The 19,930-nt window shown below is 63.0% G+C and carries 21 protein-coding genes; 8 read left to right on the plus strand and 13 right to left on the minus strand.

The window, feature by feature from the left end; translation table 11 throughout:
• Nucleotides 1–67: 67 nt before the first annotated feature.
• The 5 genes from QMX96_RS16975 to acs all read right to left on the minus strand — a co-directional run bounded on the left by QMX96_RS16975 (nt 68) and on the right by acs (nt 5,652).
• The gene (locus QMX96_RS16975) at nt 68–832 is read right to left on the minus strand and encodes an ATP-binding cassette domain-containing protein (RefSeq protein WP_043860285.1); all 765 of its coding nucleotides are present in this window, start codon (nt 830–832) and stop codon (nt 68–70) included.
• Between the two features lie 65 nt (nt 833–897).
• On the minus strand, nt 898–1,596 hold the full coding sequence (locus QMX96_RS16980) for an ABC transporter permease (protein ID WP_054916584.1): 699 nt from the start codon (nt 1,594–1,596) through the stop codon (nt 898–900).
• Nucleotides 1,593–2,282: an ABC transporter permease gene (locus QMX96_RS16985; RefSeq protein ID WP_054916585.1), complete on the minus strand. Its 690-nt coding sequence runs from the start codon at nt 2,280–2,282 to the stop codon at nt 1,593–1,595. The genes QMX96_RS16980 and QMX96_RS16985 overlap by 4 nt, the downstream gene beginning before the upstream one ends.
• Nucleotides 2,283–2,372: 90 nt before the next feature.
• Entirely contained in the window at nt 2,373–3,155 is a 783-nt protein-coding gene (locus tag QMX96_RS16990) for an ABC transporter substrate-binding protein (RefSeq protein ID WP_043860283.1), read from the minus strand.
• Nucleotides 3,156–3,690: 535 nt separating this feature from the next.
• A complete protein-coding gene (gene acs, locus QMX96_RS16995) occupies nt 3,691–5,652 on the minus strand; it encodes an acetate--CoA ligase (protein ID WP_043860282.1) in 1,962 nt (653 codons plus the stop codon).
• Nucleotides 5,653–6,066: 414 nt separating this feature from the next.
• Between acs and QMX96_RS17000 the strand changes: the two genes are divergently transcribed.
• The gene (locus QMX96_RS17000) at nt 6,067–6,327 is read left to right on the plus strand and encodes a DUF2790 domain-containing protein (protein WP_043860281.1); all 261 of its coding nucleotides are present in this window, start codon (nt 6,067–6,069) and stop codon (nt 6,325–6,327) included.
• A gap of 87 nt (nt 6,328–6,414) precedes the next feature.
• On the opposite strand, the gene QMX96_RS17005 is transcribed toward QMX96_RS17000, so the two are convergent.
• On the minus strand, nt 6,415–7,974 hold the full coding sequence (locus QMX96_RS17005; RefSeq protein WP_282362072.1) for a sigma-54-dependent transcriptional regulator: 1,560 nt from the start codon (nt 7,972–7,974) through the stop codon (nt 6,415–6,417).
• Nucleotides 7,975–8,245: 271 nt separating this feature from the next.
• On the opposite strand from QMX96_RS17005, the gene phhA reads away from it, so the two are divergent.
• The 5 genes from phhA (at nt 8,246) to QMX96_RS17030 (ending at nt 12,300) form a co-directional block, all read left to right on the plus strand.
• Nucleotides 8,246–9,034: a phenylalanine 4-monooxygenase gene (gene phhA, locus QMX96_RS17010; RefSeq protein WP_043860279.1), complete on the plus strand. Its 789-nt coding sequence runs from the start codon at nt 8,246–8,248 to the stop codon at nt 9,032–9,034.
• Nucleotides 9,035–9,078: 44 nt separating this feature from the next.
• Nucleotides 9,079–9,435: a 4a-hydroxytetrahydrobiopterin dehydratase gene (locus QMX96_RS17015; protein ID WP_036994257.1), complete on the plus strand. Its 357-nt coding sequence runs from the start codon at nt 9,079–9,081 to the stop codon at nt 9,433–9,435.
• Entirely contained in the window at nt 9,435–10,628 is a 1,194-nt protein-coding gene (locus QMX96_RS17020) for an amino acid aminotransferase (RefSeq protein ID WP_100634671.1), read from the plus strand. The genes QMX96_RS17015 and QMX96_RS17020 overlap by 1 nt, the downstream gene beginning before the upstream one ends.
• Nucleotides 10,629–10,831: 203 nt before the next feature.
• Nucleotides 10,832–10,963 (plus strand): hypothetical protein, encoded by a 132-nt coding sequence (locus tag QMX96_RS17025; protein ID WP_255002693.1) that lies wholly within the window; start codon nt 10,832–10,834, stop codon nt 10,961–10,963.
• 137 nt (nt 10,964–11,100) lie between these two features.
• Entirely contained in the window at nt 11,101–12,300 is a 1,200-nt protein-coding gene (locus QMX96_RS17030) for an MFS transporter (protein ID WP_058540765.1), read from the plus strand.
• Here the strand turns inward: QMX96_RS17030 and arfB are convergent.
• On the minus strand, nt 12,294–12,707 hold the full coding sequence (arfB, locus tag QMX96_RS17035) for an alternative ribosome rescue aminoacyl-tRNA hydrolase ArfB (protein ID WP_043864296.1): 414 nt from the start codon (nt 12,705–12,707) through the stop codon (nt 12,294–12,296). The two genes, QMX96_RS17030 and arfB, sit on opposite strands and share 7 nt — an antisense overlap.
• A 100-nt stretch (nt 12,708–12,807) precedes the next feature.
• Nucleotides 12,808–14,229: an amino acid permease gene (locus QMX96_RS17040; RefSeq protein WP_043864106.1), complete on the minus strand. Its 1,422-nt coding sequence runs from the start codon at nt 14,227–14,229 to the stop codon at nt 12,808–12,810.
• Nucleotides 14,230–14,655: 426 nt separating this feature from the next.
• Here QMX96_RS17040 and QMX96_RS17045 point away from each other — a divergent pair, with 426 nt between their 5' ends.
• Nucleotides 14,656–14,928, plus strand: coding sequence for a hypothetical protein (locus QMX96_RS17045; RefSeq protein WP_282362074.1), 273 nt, complete (start codon nt 14,656–14,658; stop codon nt 14,926–14,928).
• Nucleotides 14,929–14,932: 4 nt separating this feature from the next.
• Here QMX96_RS17045 and rluB read toward each other — a convergent pair whose 3' ends face one another.
• From rluB to QMX96_RS17070, 5 genes are all read right to left on the minus strand, one after another.
• Nucleotides 14,933–15,997 (minus strand): 23S rRNA pseudouridine(2605) synthase RluB, encoded by a 1,065-nt coding sequence (gene rluB / locus QMX96_RS17050; protein ID WP_054916588.1) that lies wholly within the window; start codon nt 15,995–15,997, stop codon nt 14,933–14,935.
• A gap of 153 nt (nt 15,998–16,150) precedes the next feature.
• Nucleotides 16,151–16,915, minus strand: coding sequence for an SMC-Scp complex subunit ScpB (scpB, locus tag QMX96_RS17055; RefSeq protein WP_058540764.1), 765 nt, complete (start codon nt 16,913–16,915; stop codon nt 16,151–16,153).
• Nucleotides 16,916–16,933: 18 nt separating this feature from the next.
• Nucleotides 16,934–17,632: a ScpA family protein gene (locus tag QMX96_RS17060; RefSeq protein WP_162484885.1), complete on the minus strand. Its 699-nt coding sequence runs from the start codon at nt 17,630–17,632 to the stop codon at nt 16,934–16,936.
• A 128-nt stretch (nt 17,633–17,760) separates the two neighbouring features.
• Nucleotides 17,761–18,390: an L-threonylcarbamoyladenylate synthase gene (locus tag QMX96_RS17065; RefSeq protein ID WP_043864297.1), complete on the minus strand. Its 630-nt coding sequence runs from the start codon at nt 18,388–18,390 to the stop codon at nt 17,761–17,763.
• Nucleotides 18,391–18,403: 13 nt separating this feature from the next.
• A complete protein-coding gene (locus QMX96_RS17070) occupies nt 18,404–19,267 on the minus strand; it encodes a PHP domain-containing protein (protein ID WP_043864110.1) in 864 nt (287 codons plus the stop codon).
• 66 nt (nt 19,268–19,333) lie between these two features.
• Here QMX96_RS17070 and QMX96_RS17075 point away from each other — a divergent pair, with 66 nt between their 5' ends.
• A complete protein-coding gene (locus QMX96_RS17075) occupies nt 19,334–19,930 on the plus strand; it encodes a septation protein A (RefSeq protein WP_043864111.1) in 597 nt (198 codons plus the stop codon).

Below are 19,930 nucleotides of genomic sequence, written 5' to 3' on the forward strand. Positions count from 1 at the left end.
CCTCGATCGAGGCGCAGCATGCCCTATTCTGGTGCAAAGCGGCAGCCTCGAACTGTAGCACGGTCGATTATTTCAGGCTGCCGGACAGGAACTGCTGCAACCGCTCGGACTGCGGGTTGACCAGCACTTCACGCGGGTTGCCGCTCTCTTCGACCACACCCTTGTGCAGGAACACCAGCTGGTTGGACACCTCGCGGGCGAAGCCCATCTCGTGGGTCACCACCACCATGGTGCGGCCTTCCTGGGCCAGCGCCTGCATCACCTTGAGCACATCGCCCACCAGCTCCGGGTCCAGCGCCGAGGTCGGCTCGTCGAACAGCATCACTTCAGGCTCCATCGCCAGTGCACGGGCAATCGCCACACGCTGCTGCTCACCACCGGACATATGGCCCGGGTAGGCATCCTTGCGATGGGACACACCGACCTTGGCCAGATAGTGCTCGGCCTTTTCCAGCGCGTCCTTGCGGCTCATGCCCAGCACGTGCACCGGTGCCTCGATGATGTTCTCCAGCGCAGTCATGTGCGACCACAGGTTGAAGTGCTGGAACACCATCGACAGGCGCGAGCGCATGCGCTGCAACTGCTTGGGGTCGGCCGCCTTCAGCGCGCCGTCCTTGTTCGCCACCAGCTTCAACTCTTCGTTGTTGAGCAGGATCTTGCCGGCATGCGGCTGCTCGAGCAGGTTGATGCAGCGCAGGAAGGTGCTCTTGCCCGAGCCGCTGGAGCCGATGATGCTGATCACATCGCCCGCCTTGGCCGCCAGGGACACACCCTTGAGCACTTCGTGACTGCCATAGCGTTTGTGCAGGTCTTGGACTTCGAGTTTGTACATGCTGTCGGTTCTCACAAAGCGTCAGTCCCGGGCCTGCGCCCGGGGCGAAAAAGTTGCCGCCGGGCTCAGCCCTTGCGCGGCGCCAGGTAGCCGAGCCAGCGGCGTTCAGCCAGCTTGAACAGGCGCACCAGAATGAAGGTCAGGCACAGGTAGAACACACCAGCGGTGATGTACGCCTCGAACGGCAGGTAGTACTGGGCATTGACCGTGCGCGCCGCACCGGTGATGTCGATCAGGGTCACGATCGACGCCAGGCTGGTGGTCTGCAGCATCATGATCACTTCATTGCTGTATTGCGGCAGTGCCCGGCGCAGGGCCGAGGGCAGCAGGATGCGGCGGTACATCTTGACCCGCGACATGCCCATCGCCTTGGCCGCCTCGATCTCGCCGTGGGGCGTGGCCTTGAGGCTGCCGGCGATGATCTCGGCAGTGTAGGCACTGGTATTGATGGCAAAGGCCAGGCACGCACAGAAGGTCGCACTGGACAGCCACGGCCACAGGAAGCTCTCGCGCACCGCCTCGAACTGGGCCAGCCCGTAATAGATCAAAAACAGCTGTACCAGCATCGGCGTGCCGCGAATCACGTAGGTGTAGAGCCAGGCGCTCATGTTCACCAGCGGCTGCTTGGATACCCGCATCAAGCCCAGCGGCACTGCCACCAGCAGGCCGAACAGCAACGACAGCGCCAGCAGCTTGAGCGTGGTCAGCATGCCGCTCAGGTACAGCGGCATGGCCTCCCAGATGACGTTGTAATCGAAAATCATAGATCAGCCGCCTTTACGCCAACCGAGTAGCGTTTCTCGAGGTAACGCAGGGCCAGCAACGAGACGCTGGTGATCACCAGGTACAACGCCGCGACCGCCAGGAAGAACGTGAACGGCTCGCGGGTCGCGTCCGCCGCCTGCTTGGCCTTGAACATCATGTCTTGCAGGCCCACCACCGAAATCAGTGCGGTGGCCTTGGTCAGTACCAGCCAGTTGTTGGTGAAGCCAGGGATCGCCAGGCGAATCATCTGCGGCACCAGCACCCGGAAGAAGATCTGCAGGCCGCTCATGCCATAGGCCATGCCGGCTTCGGCCTGCCCCTTGGGGATGGCCATGAAAGCGCCGCGGAAGGTTTCGGACAGGTATGCACCAAAGATGAAGCCCAGGGTACCGATACCCGCCATCAGCGGATTGAGGTCGATGTAATCGTCGAAACCGAGCAAGGGTGCGACGCGGTTGAGCAGGTCCTGACCGCCGTAGAAGATCAGCAGGATCAGCACCAGGTCGGGGATCCCGCGGATCACCGTGGCGTACAGGTCGCCCAGCCAGGCCAGCCAGCGCACCGGCGACAGCCGCAGCGCCACGCCGATCAGGCCCAGTACGATGGCCAGGGCCATGGACGACAAGGCGAGCTGTAGCGTCAGCCATGCTCCATCGAGGATGACTGCCCCGTAGCCTTTCAACATGTTGAGGTCCTCGACCTTAGGGATGAAAAAATGGTGCAAACCTCAGCGCTTCTGCTGCTTGCACCATTGAACAGGTGAAACGTCGACGGATTACTGCGCGTCAGGGCCGTAGATGTCGAAGTTGAAATACTTGTCCTGGATCTTCTTGTACTCGCCATTGGCACGGATGCCGTCGATAGCGGTGTTGATCTTGTCCTTCAGGGCGTCGCCCTTGCGCACGGCGATACCGATACCGTCACCGAAGTACTTGGCGTCGGTGAAGGACGGGCCTACGAATGCATAGCCCTTGCCGGCGTCGGTCTTGAGGAAACCGTCTTCGAGCAGGGTCGCATCGGCCACGGTGCCATCCAGACGACCGGCGGCAACGTCCAGGTAGATTTCGTTCTGGGTGCCGTAGGGAACAATGGTGGCGCCTTTGGGGGCCAGCACTTCCTTGGCGAAACGGTCGTGGATCGAGCCACGCTGAACGCCGATCTTCTTGCCCTTGAGTTCGTCCAGGCTGTCGCTGACGGTGGTACCGTCCTTCATCACCAGGCGGGCCGGCGTGAGGTAGTAGCGCTTGGTGAAGTCCACGGACTTCTTGCGATCATCGGTGATCGACATGGACGACAGGATGGCGTCGATCTTGCGCACCTTGAGCGCCGGGATCAGGCCGTCGAACTCCTGCTCGACCCAAACGCACTTGACCTTCATCTCTGCACACAGCGCGTTGCCGATGTCGTAGTCGAAGCCCACGATGCTGCCGTCCGGCGCCTTGGAAGCGAACGGTGGGTAGGCGGCCTCGATGCCGATCTTCAGTGGTTTTTCATCAGCCAGCGATGCCAGGGAAAACACGGACAGCGCCAGGGCGCCAAGCAGTGCGAGTTTCTTCATCTGGGAACTCCATCGGTAAAGGGCAATACGTGACAGGCCGATTGGCCGTCGACGTTGCGAATGGGTACAACGCGAGCTGCGCAGGGCTCGACGAAACAGGGTCGAGGCATCACGAGCGAGTGATTGGCATTTTAGCGACAGCTCCGAACCCGATATTTCTTCAATGCGACAACTAGTTACAGAAGCGCCGGAAGTCAGGGCCGGAGATATTGACAGCTTTCGCGGAATATGCAAAAGCGAGAGACAAATAACCTATCAATCAAGCAATAACCGCGCCCATTATTGGCAAAGCCTTGTAATCCGGCAAGTGCAGCGTGGCAGCCATGCAAAATTGGCGTGGTGGATGCGCCCGGATCGGGCGGCGGCGTTTCCCAATGCCCCGTTTGTGTGCGAAACCGGTGACAGAAAAGGTTACCGATGAAAGTCGGCGTAACAGGCATGAAAAAGCCCCGCAGTGCGGGGCTTTGTGCTGACAGCCAACCGGCCCTATCGCCGGCAGGCCGACCCCTACAAGGGCCGGCCTGCCGGCGATGACTCAGGCCGACGCCAGGTTCATCGACTTGTGCGTGTCGATCAGGTGCTGCACCACACCCGGGTCGGCCAGCGTCGAGATGTCGCCCAGGCCGTCGTACTCGGCCGTGGCGATCTTGCGCAGGATACGGCGCATGATCTTGCCCGAGCGGGTTTTAGGCAGCCCTGGCGCCCACTGGATCACGTCTGGCGAGGCGATCGGCCCGATCTCCTTGCGCACCCAGTTCTTCAGCTCCAGACGCAATGCTTCGCTCGGCTCCTCGCCACCGTTGAGCGTGACGTAGACATAGATGCCCTGCCCCTTCAGATCATGCGGCACACCGACGACCGCCGCCTCGGCGACCTTCGGGTGCGCAACCATGGCGCTCTCGATCTCGGCGGTCCCCATGCGGTGGCCCGAGACGTTGAGTACGTCGTCGACCCGGCCGGTGATCCAGTAGTAGCCGTCTTCGTCGCGGCGCGCGCCGTCACCGGTGAAGTACATGCCGCGGAAGGTCTTGAAGTAGGTGTCGACGAAACGGTCGTGATCGCCGTACAGCGAACGCGACTGGCCCGGCCACGAATCGAGGATCACCAGATTGCCCTCGGCGGCGCCGTCGATCAGGTTGCCCAGGTTGTCCACCAGCGCCGGCACCACGCCGAAGAACGGACGGGTGGCCGAGCCCGGCTTGAGCGCAGTGGCGCCCGGCAGCGGGCTGATCAGGATGCCGCCGGTCTCGGTCTGCCACCAGGTGTCGACGATCGGGCAACGCTCCTTGCCCACAGTGGTGTGGTACCAGTTCCAGGCTTCAGGGTTGATCGGCTCGCCCACCGAGCCCAGCAGGCGCAGGCTCGAACCGTCGGCATCCTTCATGGCCGCCTGACCTTCGGCCATCATCGCGCGAATGGCGGTGGGCGCGGTGTAGAGGATGTTGACCTTGTGCTTGTCGACGATCTTCGCCACACGGGTGATGTCCGGGTAGTTCGGCACGCCTTCGAACAGCAGGGTGGTGGCGCCGTTGGCCAGCGGGCCATAGACGATGTAGCTGTGGCCGGTCACCCAGCCCACGTCGGCGGTGCACCAGTACACGTCACCAGGGCGATAGTCGAACACGCGCTCATGGGTCAGCGAGGCGTACACCAGGTAGCCGCCAGTGGTGTGCAGCACGCCCTTGGGCTTGCCGGTGGAGCCGGAGGTATAGAGGATGAACAGCGCTTCTTCGGCGCCCATCTCTTTCGGCGCGCAGTGGGCAGAAGCCACTTTCATCAGGTCTTCGTACCAGATGTCGCGGTGCTGGTGCCAGGCAATGTCGCCACCGGTGCGCTTGCACACGATGATCTTCTGCACGCTGGCGGTTTCCGGGTTGGTCAGCGCCAGGTCGACGTTGGCCTTGAGTGCGGTACGACGCCCGCCACGCAGCCCTTCGTCGGCGGTGATCACGACCTTGGACTTGCAGTCGATGATGCGCCCGGCCAGCGCCTCGGGCGAGAAGCCGCCGAACACCACCGAGTGGATCGCGCCGATACGCGCGCACGCCAGCATGGCGACCACGGCTTCGGGAATCATCGGCATGTAGATGGTCACCACGTCGCCGCGGTGAACGTCCTGGCCACGCAGGGCGTTGGCGAACTTGCAGACCTGCTCGTGCAGTTCGCGATAGGTGATGTTGCGGTGCTCGGAAGGGTCGTCGCCTTCCCAGATGATCGCCAGCTGATCGCCACGCTCGGCCAGGTGACGGTCCAGGCAGTTGTAGGAAACGTTCAGAGTGCCGTCGGCAAACCACTTGATGTCGACATGGTGGTCGTCGAACGAGGTCTGCTTGACCTTGGTGAAGGGCTTGATCCACTCGAGGCGCTGAGCTTGCTCGCGCCAGAAGCCGTCAGGGTTGATCACCGACTGCTGGTACATGGCCTTGTAGGTCGCCTCGTCGGTCAGCGTGTTGGCCGCAACCTCGGGACGCACGGGATACAGGGGAGCCGCACTCATCTTTGTTACCTCGGTGTAATAGTTGTTTTTGTATGACCTCGTTTTAACTGTACCAGAGCGCCAAGGGCCATTCGACGTTGGTAGTAACGGGACCTGCATTTGGTCCAACACTGCGCGCCGACCGCTCTGGCACGGGCGTTCCAGCGCGGCAACAGATAGAAAAATAAATCCCGAGGTGAAATTTCAACTGATTGTTACAGTTTCCGCCAACAGTGTTTATCAAAACGGGCTCTGTTTCGGGGCCCGCCACACTCCTAGAATTCACCTCGCCAGCAACGGCAACGCGAATTAACTGGTAACAGCCCCCACGAAGGCATGTTAATCCCGCGATAACCCTGAAAGTTTCAACTTGCTGCACACGCCGCGCCACAAGCGCAGCGTGACCCCTTACGACCTTAGACAGGTAACTTGAAGATGAAAGCTTTACTGGTATTGGCACTCGGTAGTTTTTGCGCATCGGCCATGGCGGCTGAAGTTGCAGATGTTTCCGCCGAGCAGATTCCGGTTGAACAATACAGTTACTCGCAACATCTGGACATCGCCAAAGTCATTTCCATGACCGAAGTCCCGAACGTCTGCGAAGTGGTTCCGGCCCGCATGACCTACGAGGACTCCCAAGGCCAGAAGCACATTCTCGAATACCGCGTCATGGGTAACGGGTGCTCCAACGGCTGATAGAGCACACTGACGGTAGTTGCGCCTCGGGCCTTGTGTCGACGAGGCGCACCCTCGCTGCAAACAGTAACTTCCCCGCCTTTCAAGTCACTCCACAACTTTGCCGATTGCGTAATCACGCAACTTGTTGGCAATGGTGGTATGCGAAACGCCCAGGCGTTTACCCAGTGCTCTGCTACTGGGGAATTCACCCTGCAAACTTTCAAGTACGGCTTTTTCGAAACGACCGACTATTTGCGACAAGTCACCTTCCAGGGAAAACTCGCCCAAAGGTTGGCGCGCGCCATAATCGGGCAGGCGAATATGCTCGGTCTTGACCACCCCGCCGTCGCACAATGAAACCGCCTGGAACAGTACGTTCTCCAGTTGCCGCACGTTGCCCGGCCAATGGTATTGGCTCAGGCGCTCCATCGCCGCCGGTGCCAGGCTCGGCAACAGGCAGCCAATCTGACGGCTGGCCTGGTCGAGAAAATGCTCCACCAGCGGCGCCAGGCCGTCCAGGCACTCGCGCAGCGGTGGAATGTGCAGCGACAGCACGTTGAGGCGGTGATACAGGTCCTGGCGAAACTCGCCGCGGGCGCACAACTCCGACAAGTCCACCTGGGTCGCGCAGATCACCCGCACATCCAGGTACACCTCCTCGTCACTGCCCACCCGGCGAAAGCAACCGTCCTGCAGAAAGCGCAACAGCTTCACCTGCAGGCGCGGGCTCATCTCACCCACGCCGTCGAGAAACAGCGTGCCGCCCGCGGTCAGTTCCAGCAGGCCAAGCTTGCCCTCGGCGCGGGCGCCTTCGAACGCCCCCGGCCCGTAGCCGAACAGCTCGGTCTCGGCCATCGACTCGGGCAGCCCGGCACAGTTGAGCGCCATCAGCGGCGCCTGCCCACGCGGACTGGCCAGGTGGCAGGCACGGGCCAGCAGCTCCTTGCCGGTACCGGTCTCGCCCTCGATCAGCAGTGGCGCATCCAGCGGCGCCATGCGACGTGCCTCGCGCACCACCGCCGCCATCACCCTGGAGCTCTGGAAAATGCTGTCGAACCCACGCAGCTCCTGCTTGCGCACGTTGTAGATGCGTTCGCCGATGCGGTCAGCCCGGTGCAGGGTCAGCACGGCCCCTGCCAGCGCCTCGCTGTCATCGTGCTCGGACTGCAGCGGTGCGATATCGGCCAGGAACACATCGCCTTTGATCTTCACCCGCAAGCCGTTGATGCGTGACTTGTTGGCCCGCACCAACTCCGGCAGGTCGAAATCCTCGGCATACCGCGACAATGCAATGCCCGGCACTTCGTCCACCCGTACCCCGAGCAACTGCGCCGCCGAACGGTTGGCCGCGACGATCGAGCCCCCCATGTCGATCGACAGCACCGGAAAATCCAGCGCACCCAGCAAGGCATTGAGCTCCATGTGCCGGCGCTCGCTGGGCATCAGGCCCACGCGCTTGACCCCGAACACACCGGTAATGGCTTCGAACTTGGGGCGCAGCGCCTGGAACTGCAGGTTGATCAGGTTCGGGCAGTGCAGGTAGATGGCATTGCCATGCTCGCCCCCCACCTCGCCGCGGGCCACGTTGATCCCGTACTCGACCAGCAGGTTGAGCATGTCGCGCAAGATACCGATGCGGTTCTGGCAGTGCACTTTGATACGCATTAAAGGTCCTACAAACAAGAAGACGAGGCCAACTATCTGCACAACGGCATGAATTCTCGTAAAGAATACGTTACAAAAAGGCGGATTCAAAGCTACCAGCACCTGCGTTTTCTCGGCACTTCGGCACCACCGTAAAATCTGCGTTACAAAAATACGGTTGAACCGCCCGCCGGGCACGAGGCAACGGGATGCAAACACCAGGGTGAGGGGGTATTCCTAGGGCATGGCGAAAGCCACCCTATAACAATAAGGCCCTCATCAGGAGAGCAGCATGAAACAGACGCACTACGTGGCCCGCGAGCCCGATGCGCAGGGTTTTATCGATTACCCGCCGCAGGAACATGCGGTGTGGAATACCCTGATCACCCGCCAGCTGAAGGTGATCGAGGGGCGCGCGTGCCAGGAGTACCTGGACGGCATCGAACAACTGAACCTGCCTCATGACCGCATTCCGCAACTGAGCGAGATCAACCAGGTACTGGGCGCCACCACCGGCTGGCAAGTTGCCCGCGTGCCGGCCCTGATCCCCTTCCAGACCTTCTTCGAACTGCTGGCCAGCAAGCGCTTTCCGGTGGCCACCTTCATTCGCACCGAAGAAGAACTCGACTATCTGCAAGAGCCCGACATCTTTCACGAGATCTTCGGCCACTGCCCGCTGCTGACCAACCCCTGGTTTGCCGAATTCACCCACACCTACGGCAAACTCGGCCTGGCCGCGACCAAGGAACAGCGCGTCTACCTGGCCCGCCTGTACTGGATGACCATCGAGTTCGGTCTGGTGGACACCCCGCAGGGCCGCAGGATCTACGGCGGCGGCATCCTCTCCTCGCCCAAGGAAACCGTCTACAGCCTGTCCGACGAACCGGAACACCAGGCCTTCGATCCGCTCGAGGCCATGCGCACGCCGTATCGCATCGATATCCTGCAGCCGGTGTACTTCGCCCTGCCGCAGCTCAAGCGCTTGTTCGACCTGGCCCACGAAGACATCATGGGCATGGTTCAACGCGCCATGCAGCTGGGCCTGCACGCCCCCAAATTCCCCCCCAAAGTGGCCGCTTGAGCCACCCTGTACACCTATAACAACCACTTGCGGAAGAATCACCTATGAACGCCTTGAACCAAGCCCATTGCGAAGCCTGCCGTGCCGACGCCCCACAGGTCAGCGACGAAGAACTGCCGGTACTGATCAAGCAGATCCCGGATTGGAACATCGAAGTGCGCGACGGCATCATGCAGCTGGAAAAAGTGTTCCTGTTCAAGAATTTCAAACATGCCCTGGCGTTCACCAACGCAGTAGGCGAGATCTCCGAAGCCGAAGGCCATCACCCTGGCCTGCTGACCGAGTGGGGCAAGGTCACCGTGACCTGGTGGAGCCACTCGATCAAGGGCCTGCACCGCAACGACTTCATCATGGCCGCGCGCACCGATGAGGTCGCCAGCACCGCAGAAGGTCGCAAGTAATGCACTTCGGCGCCATCGCGCGCGTGCCGGGCGACCCGATTCTGGGGCTGATGGAGGCGTACGCCAGGGACACCAACCCCGACAGGTTCGACCTGGGGGTTGGCGTGTTCAAGGACGCCCAGGGCCTTACCCCGGTGCCCAGGGCGGTCAAGCTGGCCGAACAGCGCCTGCTCGACGGCCAGACCAGCAAGAGCTACGTAGGCGGTCACGGGGATGCAGCCTTCGGACAACTGATCGCGCAACTGGTACTCGGTGACGACGCGCCACTGCTCGCAGCCCGGCGCGCAGGCGCCACGCAAACCCCGGGCGGCACCGGCGCACTGCGACTGGCGGCGGAGTTCATCCGCCAGTGCCTGCCAGGGCGTGGCATTTGGCTGAGCGACCCGACCTGGCCGATCCACGAAACGCTGTTCGCCAGTGCCGGCCTGAAGGTCAGCCACTACCCCTATGTGGGCGCAGACAACCGCCTGAACGTGACCGGCATGCTCGCGGCACTGGAATCGGTGCCCACGGGCGATGTGGTGCTGCTGCACGCCTGCTGCCACAACCCCACCGGCTTCGACCTGTCGCAGCAGGACTGGCAGGCGGTGCTGGAAGTGGTCAAGCGCCGCGAACTGCTGCCGCTGATCGACTTCGCCTACCAGGGCTTCGGTGACGGGCTGGAGCAGGATGCCTGGGCCGTGAGGCTGTTTGCCCAGGCCCTGCCGGAGCTGCTGGTGACCAGTTCGTGCTCGAAGAACTTCGGCCTGTACCGCGAGCGCACCGGTGCGCTGCTGGTATGCGCCGACAGCGCCGAAAAGCTGCAGGATGTGCGCAGTCAGCTGGCATCCATTGCACGCAACCTGTGGTCGACGCCGCCAGACCATGGCGCGGCGGTGGTGGCGACGATTCTTGGCGATCCGGCGCTCAAGCGCCTGTGGGCCGACGAAGTCGACGCCATGCGCCAGCGCATCGCCATGCTGCGGGTCGGCCTGGTCGAGGCGCTGCAGCCCCATGGGCTGAGCGAGCGGTTCGCGCATATCGCCGCGCAACGCGGAATGTTCTCCTACACCGGCCTCTCACCGCAGCAAGTGACGCAACTGCGCGAGAAGCACAGTGTGTACATGGTCGGTACCGGGCGGGCGAACATCGCCGGGGCGGATGCGGCCAGGCTGCAGGTGCTGGCGGCGGCCATCGCGGACGTCTGTCGCTGAAGCCTTCGTCGGCAAGGCCGGCTCCTACAGGGACGACGTCGATCCGTGTAGGCGCTGGCCGTGCCGGCGAAGCCGCTGAAGGCCACCAATCAGCAGGAAAATTCATACTGTCATCCAGACTCCTGTATCCTGCCCAGGCTTTATCGAAGCCAAGCGCGCCTTGCGCAGCCTTTCCACCTTATAAACTTGCGAGGAACGACGAGATGCATGAAATCCCGAATCTTCCCTTCCCAAGCCTGAACCAAGCCGAGCAGCCTGCTGCTCCTCTCAGCGCCGAACCTGCCCACGTGGCAGATTCCGATGGCGACGAAACCCCGAGCGCCGAACAGGAATAAACCGCGCACTACCCGGCGTGTGAAAACCACTACGACAGGGGACGACCCCGGCAACGGGTTTTCACACCGCCAAGAACCCTCCCCGCGCTCCACAGGTCTATGATAGGCACTCCAGCCCGTCACCTCCCGGACCTTCCATGCCTGTCACACCGCGCCCCCTGGCGGTCACCCTGCAAGTCGTCTCCATCGTGCTGTTCACCTTCATCGGCTACCTCAACATCGGCATTCCCCTGGCCGTGCTGCCCGGCTTCGTGCACGACACCCTGGGGTTCGGCGCCGTGGTCGCCGGCCTGGTGATCAGCGTGCAATACCTCGCCACCCTGCTCAGCCGCCCCTATGCCAGCCGCCTCATCGACAATCAGGGCTGCAAGCGTGCGGTGATGTACGGCCTGGCCGGCTGCGGCCTGAGCGGCGTGTTCATGTTGCTGGCCGCCTGGCTGCAGGCCACGCCCTGGATGAGCCTGACCAGCCTGCTGGTGGGGCGCCTGGTGCTGGGCAGCGCCGAAAGCCTGGTGGGTTCGGGCGCCATCGGCTGGGGCATCGGGCGGGTGGGCGCGCAGCACACCGCCAAGGTGATCTCCTGGAACGGCATCGCCAGCTACGGCGCGCTGGCCATCGGCGCACCGCTGGGGGTGGTGCTGGTACAGCAGCTGGGGCTGTGGAGCATGGGCGTGAGCATCCTGCTGCTGTGCGCGGCAGGCCTGGCGCTGGCCTGGCCCAAGCAGGCGGCGCCGATCGTCAGTGGCGTGCGCATGCCGTTTCTGCATGTGCTGGGGCGGGTGTTCGGGCATGGCTCGGGGCTGGCGCTGGGCTCGATCGGCTTTGGCACCATCGCCACCTTCATTACCCTGTACTACGCCAGCCAGTCCTGGCACAACGCCGCCTTGTGCCTGAGCCTGTTCGGCGCCAGCTTCATCAGCGCACGCCTGCTGTTCGGCAACCTGATCAACCGTCTGGGCGGCTACCGTGTCGCCATTGCCTGCCTGAGCGTGGAGACGATCGGCCTGTTGCTGCTGTGGCTGGCCCCCAGCGCCGAACTGGCACTGGCCGGTGCGGCACTGAGCGGCTTCGGCTTTTCGCTGGTATTCCCGGCGCTGGGGGTAGAGGCGGTCAATCTGGTGCCGGCGGCCAACCGCGGTGCCGCGGTGGGGGCCTACTCACTGTTCATTGACCTGTCGCTGGGTATCACTGGACCACTGGCGGGGGCCGTGGCGGCAGGTTTCGGCTTTGCCTCGATCTTTCTGTTTGCGGCAATCGCCGCCTTGTGCGGCCTGCTGCTCAGCCTTTACCTGTACCGCCAGGCACGACTGAACCCGGTACGCCACACGCTTCAGTAGTCGATCTTGCCGCGCCCGGCCTTGATCGCCCCGCGCTTGCTCTTTGACTCCAGGCGACGGGTCTTGGAGCCCAGGGTCGGGCGCGTAGGCCGCCGCGCCTTCTCGACCTTCACCGCCGCCAGAATCAGTTCGCGCAAGCGCTCCAGGGCGTCGGCCCGGTTCTGCTCCTGGGTACGGTATTGCTGGGCCTTGAGCACGATCACCCCGTCGCTGGTGATCCGGCTGTCACGCAGGCCCAGCAACCGTTCCTTGTGAAACGGCGGCAGTGACGAGGCATTGATGTCAAAGCGCAGGTGCACGGCGCTGGAGACCTTGTTGACGTTCTGCCCACCGGCGCCCTGGGCGCGAATGGCGTTCAATTCGATCTCGTCATCGGGAATGTGCACGGCGTTGGAAATGATCAGCATGGGCCTGGCTTTGCGCGAATTGGCCTTCAGGATACCCGCCCTGGTGCACAAAACCAAAAAGCCCGGCACAAGGCCGGGCTTTCATTGCAGCATCCTGCGCTTACTTGAGGGCGGCGCTCGGCACTGCAGGGGCGCCGTTGGCGCTGCGCTTGCTCTTGAGCCAGTAGAAGCCCCACATCACCACCAGCCATACCGGAATCGCGTACACCGACACACGGATGCCCGGCATCAGCAGCATGATACCCAGGATGAACACCACGAACGCCAGGCAGAGGTAGTTGCCGTAGGGGTAGATCAGCGCGCGGAACAGCGACTTCTGACCGGTACGGTCCATGTGCTGGCGGAACTTGAGGTGCGAGTAGCTGATCATCGCCCAGTTGATCACCAGGGTCGCCACCACCAGCGACATCAGCAGCTCCAGGGCGCTGTGCGGCATCAGGTAGTTGAGCAGCACCGCCACCACGGTAACGGCTGCCGACGCCAGAATCGAGCGTACCGGCACGCCACGCTTGTCGATCTTGGCCAGGCTGGCCGGCGCATCACCCTGCTCGGCCATGCCGTAGAGCATGCGCGCGTTGCAGTAGGTGCCGCTGTTGTACACCGACAGCGCCGCGGTCAGCACCACGAAGTTGAGGATATGCGCTGCGGTGTTGCTGCCCAGCAGCGAGAACACCTGCACGAACGGGCTGGCGCTGTAGGCATCGCCCGAGCTGGTCAGGCTGCTGACCAGGCTGTCCCACGGGGTCAGCGACAGCAGTACCACCAGGGCACCGATGTAGAAGATCAGGATGCGGTAGATGACCTGGTTGATCGCCTTGGGGATCACGGTCTTCGGCTTGTCGGCCTCGGCTGCGGTGAACCCGAGCATTTCCAGGCCGCCGAAGGAGAACATGATGATCGCCATGGCCATCACCAGGCCGCCGACGCCGTGCGGGAAGAAACCGCCGTGGGCCCACAGGTTGGTGACCGAGGCTTCAGGGCCGCCGCTGCCACTGACCAGCAGGTAGCTGCCCAGGCCGATCATGCCGACGATGGCCAGCACCTTGATGATCGCGAACCAGAACTCCGCCTCGCCGAACACCTTCACGTTGGCCAGGTTGATCGCGTTGATGAGGATGAAGAATGCGGCTGCCGAGGCCCAGGTGGGGATCTCCGGCCACCAGTAGTGGACATACTTGCCGACCGCGGTCAGCTCCGACATCCCCACCAGGATGTACAGCACCCAGCAGTTCCAGCCCGACAGGAAGCCGGCGAAACCGCCCCAGTACTTGTGGGCGAAGTGGGCGAAGGAGCCGGCCACCGGCTCTTCGACGATCATCTCGCCCAGCTGGCGCATGATCAGGAAGGCAATGAAGCCGCAGATCGCATAGCCCAGGATCATCGACGGGCCGGCCGATTGCATCACCCCGGCCGAACCCAGGAACAGGCCGGTGCCGATGGCGCCACCGAGGGCGATCAGCTGGATGTGGCGGTTTTTCAGGCCACGCTTGAGCTCACCTGAATGCGAGTTTTGTCCACTCATGAACGGAGTCACCTGTTTGTTTTTATCTGTGACGGAATCGGACCCACCGCGCTCGTGGCGCAGCGGAATTAACAAGGTGGTATACCTTGAGGAGTCTTGGACCAGAGCCTTCGGTACGGGCGGCAGCCCGAGGCGAATCAGCCCGGAGTCAGCAAGGTTGCGCGGTACGCAGTTGGGTCACAGTTAAAACGCGGCGCATTGTATACCCTTGCTTTGGCGCAGGGGTCAACACGTTGCGTGACTGTCGAATGACAAGACGCAGCGGTCCGGCGGGGGTTCTGAAGCCTGGGGGAGTGTACGGCGTGCATGGCGCCTCCATTTCTTGTTATGGCTTGCCCAGCTCTGCGGCGGGGCTTTTGCACTTGGCAATGGCGGCTATCACACCGTGGTTGCGGGGGTTGGGCAAGAGGTTGACGTGGACGGAAGGTGAGCGTCGCCGACGTTTTCGGCAAGGTTTGTTTACAGCCTGAAGGATGGGCGGGCTTGCCCAATCAGTACGCCACAAGTCGTAACGAATTATTTACGACGCGGTTCAAAAAGTTTCCACCGGTTGCCTTGAAGTGTCTGCGCCGGCCCTTCGCCGGCAACGCCGACTCCTACACTGCGAGTGCAATGCCTGTAGGAGCCGGCCTTGCCGGCGAAGGGCACGTGAAAACACCACAGGCACAAAAAAGCCAACCCGAAGGTTGGCTTGTGTGAGCGCTTACTCAGCCCGCGGCGGCTTGCCACGGCTGCTGCCCGGCCGCTTGGGTGCGGAGCCGGCCGGCTTGCGCTTGTTCATGTCGCTCGGACGCTCGGCCACGGTGCTGCGGCCCTTGCGTGGCGAGTCGTCACGCGGCTGGCGCGCTGCGCGCTCGGTGGTCGCGCCACCTTCCTTGGCCGGGCGCAGGGTGCGCACGCGCTCGCCACGGCCCACTGGCTTGGACGACTTGCGCTGCATGCGCTCGAGCTTGTCCTTGACCTTGGCCTTCATCGCTGGCATCGCCACCGGCTTGAGTCCCACTTCGGCAGCCAGGATGTCCACTTCGCCCTGGCTCATTTCGCGCCAGCGGCCCATCGGCAGGTCGCTGTTGAGGAACACCGGGCCAAAGCGCACACGCTTCAGGCGGCTGACCACCAGGCCCTGGGATTCCCACAGGCGACGCACCTCACGGTTGCGGCCTTCCATCACCACGCAGTGGTACCAGTGGTTGAAACCTTCACCGCCCGGGGCTTCCTGGATGTCGGTGAAACGCGCCGGACCGTCTTCGAGCACCACGCCCGCCTTCAGGCGCGCGATCATGTCTTCGTCCACTTCGCCGCGTACACGCACTGCGTATTCACGGTCCATTTCGGACGACGGGTGCATCAGGCGGTTGGCCAGCTCACCATCGGTGGTGAACATCAGCAGGCCGGTGGTGTTGATGTCCAGACGACCGACGTTGATCCAGCGGCCCTCTTTCGGGCGCGGCAGGCGATCGAACACGGTCGGGCGACCTTCCGGGTCGTCACGGGTGCAGATCTCGCCGTCGGGCTTGTTGTACATGATGACGCGGCGCACGGTCTCGGCGGCTTCTTCACGCTTGATCAGGCGGCCGTCGACCGAAATCGCGTCGTGCATGTCGACGCGCTGGCCAAGGGTGGCGTCCACGCCATTGACCTTGATGCGACCCTGGCTGATCCAGGCCTCGACGTCGCGGCGCGAACCCACGCCAATGCGCGCGAGTACCTTTTGCAGTTTTTCGCCGGCTGGACGCGGCGGGCTATCGTGCAGATCCTGTTCACTCATCTGGGCACCTCCCGGTGTAGTGCTGCTGAAAATCATTGAATTGGCCAAACAAGCGCCAAAAAAGGTCGCGAATCATACGCCGAACCGACGACAAACGCACCACAGACTAGCCGATATTGCACCCCAGGACGCTGTTTTCCGCTCGAAGGCCGCTCAGCCCTGCGGCGAACCGGGCGCTGCCTGGCCCTCATCGGGTTCATCGGCCTCCTCGAGCAGGTCGTCGAAGTCGGTCTTGAGCCCCTGCTCCATCGAGTCCAGCTCCAGCAACAGGCTGTGAAAGCTGGTCTCCTCGACCGGGGCTTCTGGCTCGGCGCTCTCGTCGGCCAGGGCCTGCAGGTGGGCCGGCACCGGTGCGTCATCCACTTCCAGCAATGGCTCGGGCTCCATCTCGCGCAACTCGGCCAGCGAGGGCAGCTCGTCGAGGTTCTTCAGGTTGAAGTGGTCGAGAAAGGCCTTGGTGGTGGCGAACATCGCCGGTTTGCCGGGCACTTCGCGGTAGCCCACGATGCGCACCCACTCGCGCTCGAGCAGGGTCTTGATGATATTGGTGTTCACCGCCACGCCCCGCACATCCTCGATCTCGCCACGGGTGATCGGCTGGCGATAGGCGATCAGCGCAATGGTTTCGAGCAACGCACGCGAATAGCGCTGCGGCCGTTCTTCCCACAGCCGCCCGACCCAGGGCGCGTAGTCCTCGCGGATCTGCAGGCGGTAGCCCGAGGCCACTTCCTTGAGCTCGAACGCGCGCCCGGCACAGGACTTGCGCAGCACCTCGAGGGCCTTCTTGAACACGCCGGGCTCAGGGCGCTCGGCCTCTTCGAACAGCTCGTACAGGCGCTCCAGCGATTGCGCCTTGCCAGAGGCGAGCAGGAAGGCTTCCAGCAGCGGCGCCAGGTCACGGGGGTCGGTCAGGTTCATTGGGGTGCTCGTGTACGGTTATTCGGCCCGGGCGCGGACATGGATGGGAGCGAAGGGCTCATTCTGCACCAGTTCGACGAGAGATTCCTTGACCAGTTCGAGGATGGCCATGAAGGTCACCACCACCCCCAGCTTGCCCTCCTCGGCCGTGAACAGCTCGACGAAGGGCACGAAGCCGCCGCCCTTGAGGCGCTCGAGCACATCGCTCATGCGCTCGCGGGTCGACAGCGCCTCGCGGCTGACCTGATGGCTCTCGAACATGTCGCCGCGGCGCAGCACCTCGGCCATCGACATCAGCACCTCTTCCAGCGCAACGTCGGGCAACAGCTTGCGCGCCTTGGCCTGGGGTGCCTCCAGGCGCGGTACGATCACCTCGCGGCCAACCCGGCTCAGGCCGTCGATGCCTTCGGCGGCGGCCTTGAAACGTTCGTACTCCTGCAGCCGGCGAATCAGTTCGGCACGCGGATCGTCCTCTTCCTGCTCCACTTCGGCCGAGCGCGGCAGCAGCATGCGCGACTTGATCTCGGCCAGCATCGCGGCCATCACCAGGTACTCGGCGGCCAGTTCCAGGCGTACGGTCTTCATCAGCTCGACATAGCCCATGTACTGGCGCGTGATCTCCGCCACCGGGATGTCGAGAATATCCACGTTCTGCTTGCGAATCAGGTACAGCAGCAGGTCGAGCGGGCCCTCGAAGGCTTCGAGGAACACTTCCAGCGCATCGGGCGGGATGTACAGGTCCACCGGCATCTCGGTCATGGCTTCGCCATACACCATCACCAGTGGCAGCTCCTGCTGGGCGCCGGCCTGTGGGTCCAGGGCCGGCTCGACCGCAGCGACCTGGTTCACGCTTCGGCCATGAAGGGCGCCGGGTCGCCGCAGCCTTCACGCACCAGCACCGCCTCCTCCCCGGTCAGGTCGATGATGGTGGAGGCCTTGAGGTCGCCGTAACCGCCGTCGATGATCAGGTCGACCTGTTTTTCCAGGCGCTGACGTATCTCGTACGGGTCGGTCATGGGTTCGTCGTCGCCTGGCAGGATCAGGCTGACGCTCATCAACGGCTCGCCCAGCTCTTCGAGCAAGGCCAGCAGAATGGGGTTTTGCGGCACGCGCAGGCCGATGGTGCGGCGCTTCTCGTGCAACAGCAGGCGCGGTACTTCGCGGGTGCCATTGAGGATGAAGGTATAGGGCCCCGGCACATGCGCCTTGAGCAGGCGGAACGTGGCGGTGTCGATCTTGGCGAACAGGCCCATCTGCGACAGGTCGCAGCAGATCAGCGTGAAGTTGTGGCTCTTGTCCAGCCCGCGCAAGCGGCGCACGCGCTCCACGGCAGACTTGTCGCCGATCTGGCAACCCATGGCGTAGGACGAATCGGTAGGGTAGACCACCACCCCACCCTTGCGGATGATCTCGACGGCCTGCTTGATCAGGCGCGGTTGCGGGTTTTCCGCATGAATCTGGAAAAATTGACTCACGTTTTCTACCTGTTCAGACGGGTGCAGTGGGCTGCTCATGTTTGAATCGACGCCACAGGGGTGGCAGGTCCTCCGGCAACGGCCGGTAGACACCGATCTCAGACCAGGCGCCCGGGCCATGGAAATCGCTGCCGGCGCTGGCCAGCAGACCGAACTCACGGGCCAGGATCGACATCGTGCCCACCTGTTCGGCGGGCATCATCCCGTTCACCACTTCCAGCGCCTGGCCACCTGCTTGAATATAGTCGGCAATCAGGCGTCGACGCTTGCTGCGGGTTAATTCGTAGTGCATCGGGTGGGCAAGGCTGACCCATGCGTGGGACTGGCGCAGGGTCTGCACGGTGTCTTCCAGGCTTGGCCAGTGCAGCTTCACATCCCCCAGCTTGCCGGCGCCCAGCCACTTGCGAAAGGCTTCGCCGCGGTCCTTGACGTGGCCGGCACGCACCAGGTACTCGGCAAAGTGCGGACGGGCCGGCGCATTGCCGCTGTCACCCAGCTCCTGCTGGATGGCACGGGCGCCGTCCAGCGCGCCGGGCATGCCCTTGAGCGCCAGCCGCCGGTCGATTTCCTCGGAGCGCAGCCAGCGTCCACGGTGCAGCGACTCGACGGCGCGCTGCAGCGGTTCGGCATCGAGCGGGAAGTTGTAGCCCAGGATGTGAATCGTCGCCCCGCCCCAGGTGCAGGACAGCTCGACCCCGCTGACCCACTGCATGTCCAGCGCCTGGGTGGCAGCCTGGGCTTCGAGCTGGCCTTCGAGGGTGTCGTGGTCGGTCAGCGAAAGCATCCGCACGCCGTGTTCATGGGCGCGAGCGACCAGCGCCGTGGGCGACAGGGCGCCATCGGAAGCGGTGCTGTGGCAGTGCAGATCAACATTCATAGGTGGCGCATACGCTCTCATTGATGTTTGTTATTATGCCGTCACATCCTGCTTCTGGCTGCCACTGTGAAACAATTCATCGATTTCATCCCGTTGTTCCTGTTTTTCATCGTCTACAAGCTCGACCCGCGCACGGTCGACGTTGCCGGCCAGTCGTTCGAGCTGGGCGGCATCTACAGCGCCACGGCGGTGCTGATCATCAGTTCGCTGGTGGTGTATGGCGCATTGCTGATCCGCCAGCGCAAGCTGGAGAAGGGCCAGTGGCTGACCCTGGTGGCATGCCTGGTATTTGGCGGCCTGACCCTGGCCTTCCACAGCGAGACCTTCCTCAAGTGGAAGGCCCCGGCGGTGAACTGGCTGTTCGCCACCGCTTTTGCGGGCAGTCACTTCATTGGTGACCGTGTATTGATCAAGCGCATCATGGGCCATGCGCTGACCTTGCCCGAGCCGGTGTGGACGCGCCTGAACCTGGCGTGGATCGCGTTCTTCCTGTTCTGCGGCGCGGCCAACCTGTTCGTTGCCTTCACCTTCCAGGACATCTGGGTGGACTTCAAGGTATTCGGCAGCCTGGGCATGACCGTACTGTTCCTGGTGGGCCAGGGTGTCTACCTGTCCCGCCACCTGCACGACAGCGACCCTACTACCCCCAAGACCGAGGACTGA

Origin of the sequence: Pseudomonas sp. PS01300, assembly GCF_029960155.1 — a bacterium.
GTDB classification, from domain to species: Bacteria; Pseudomonadota; Gammaproteobacteria; order Pseudomonadales; family Pseudomonadaceae; genus Aquipseudomonas; species Aquipseudomonas palmensis.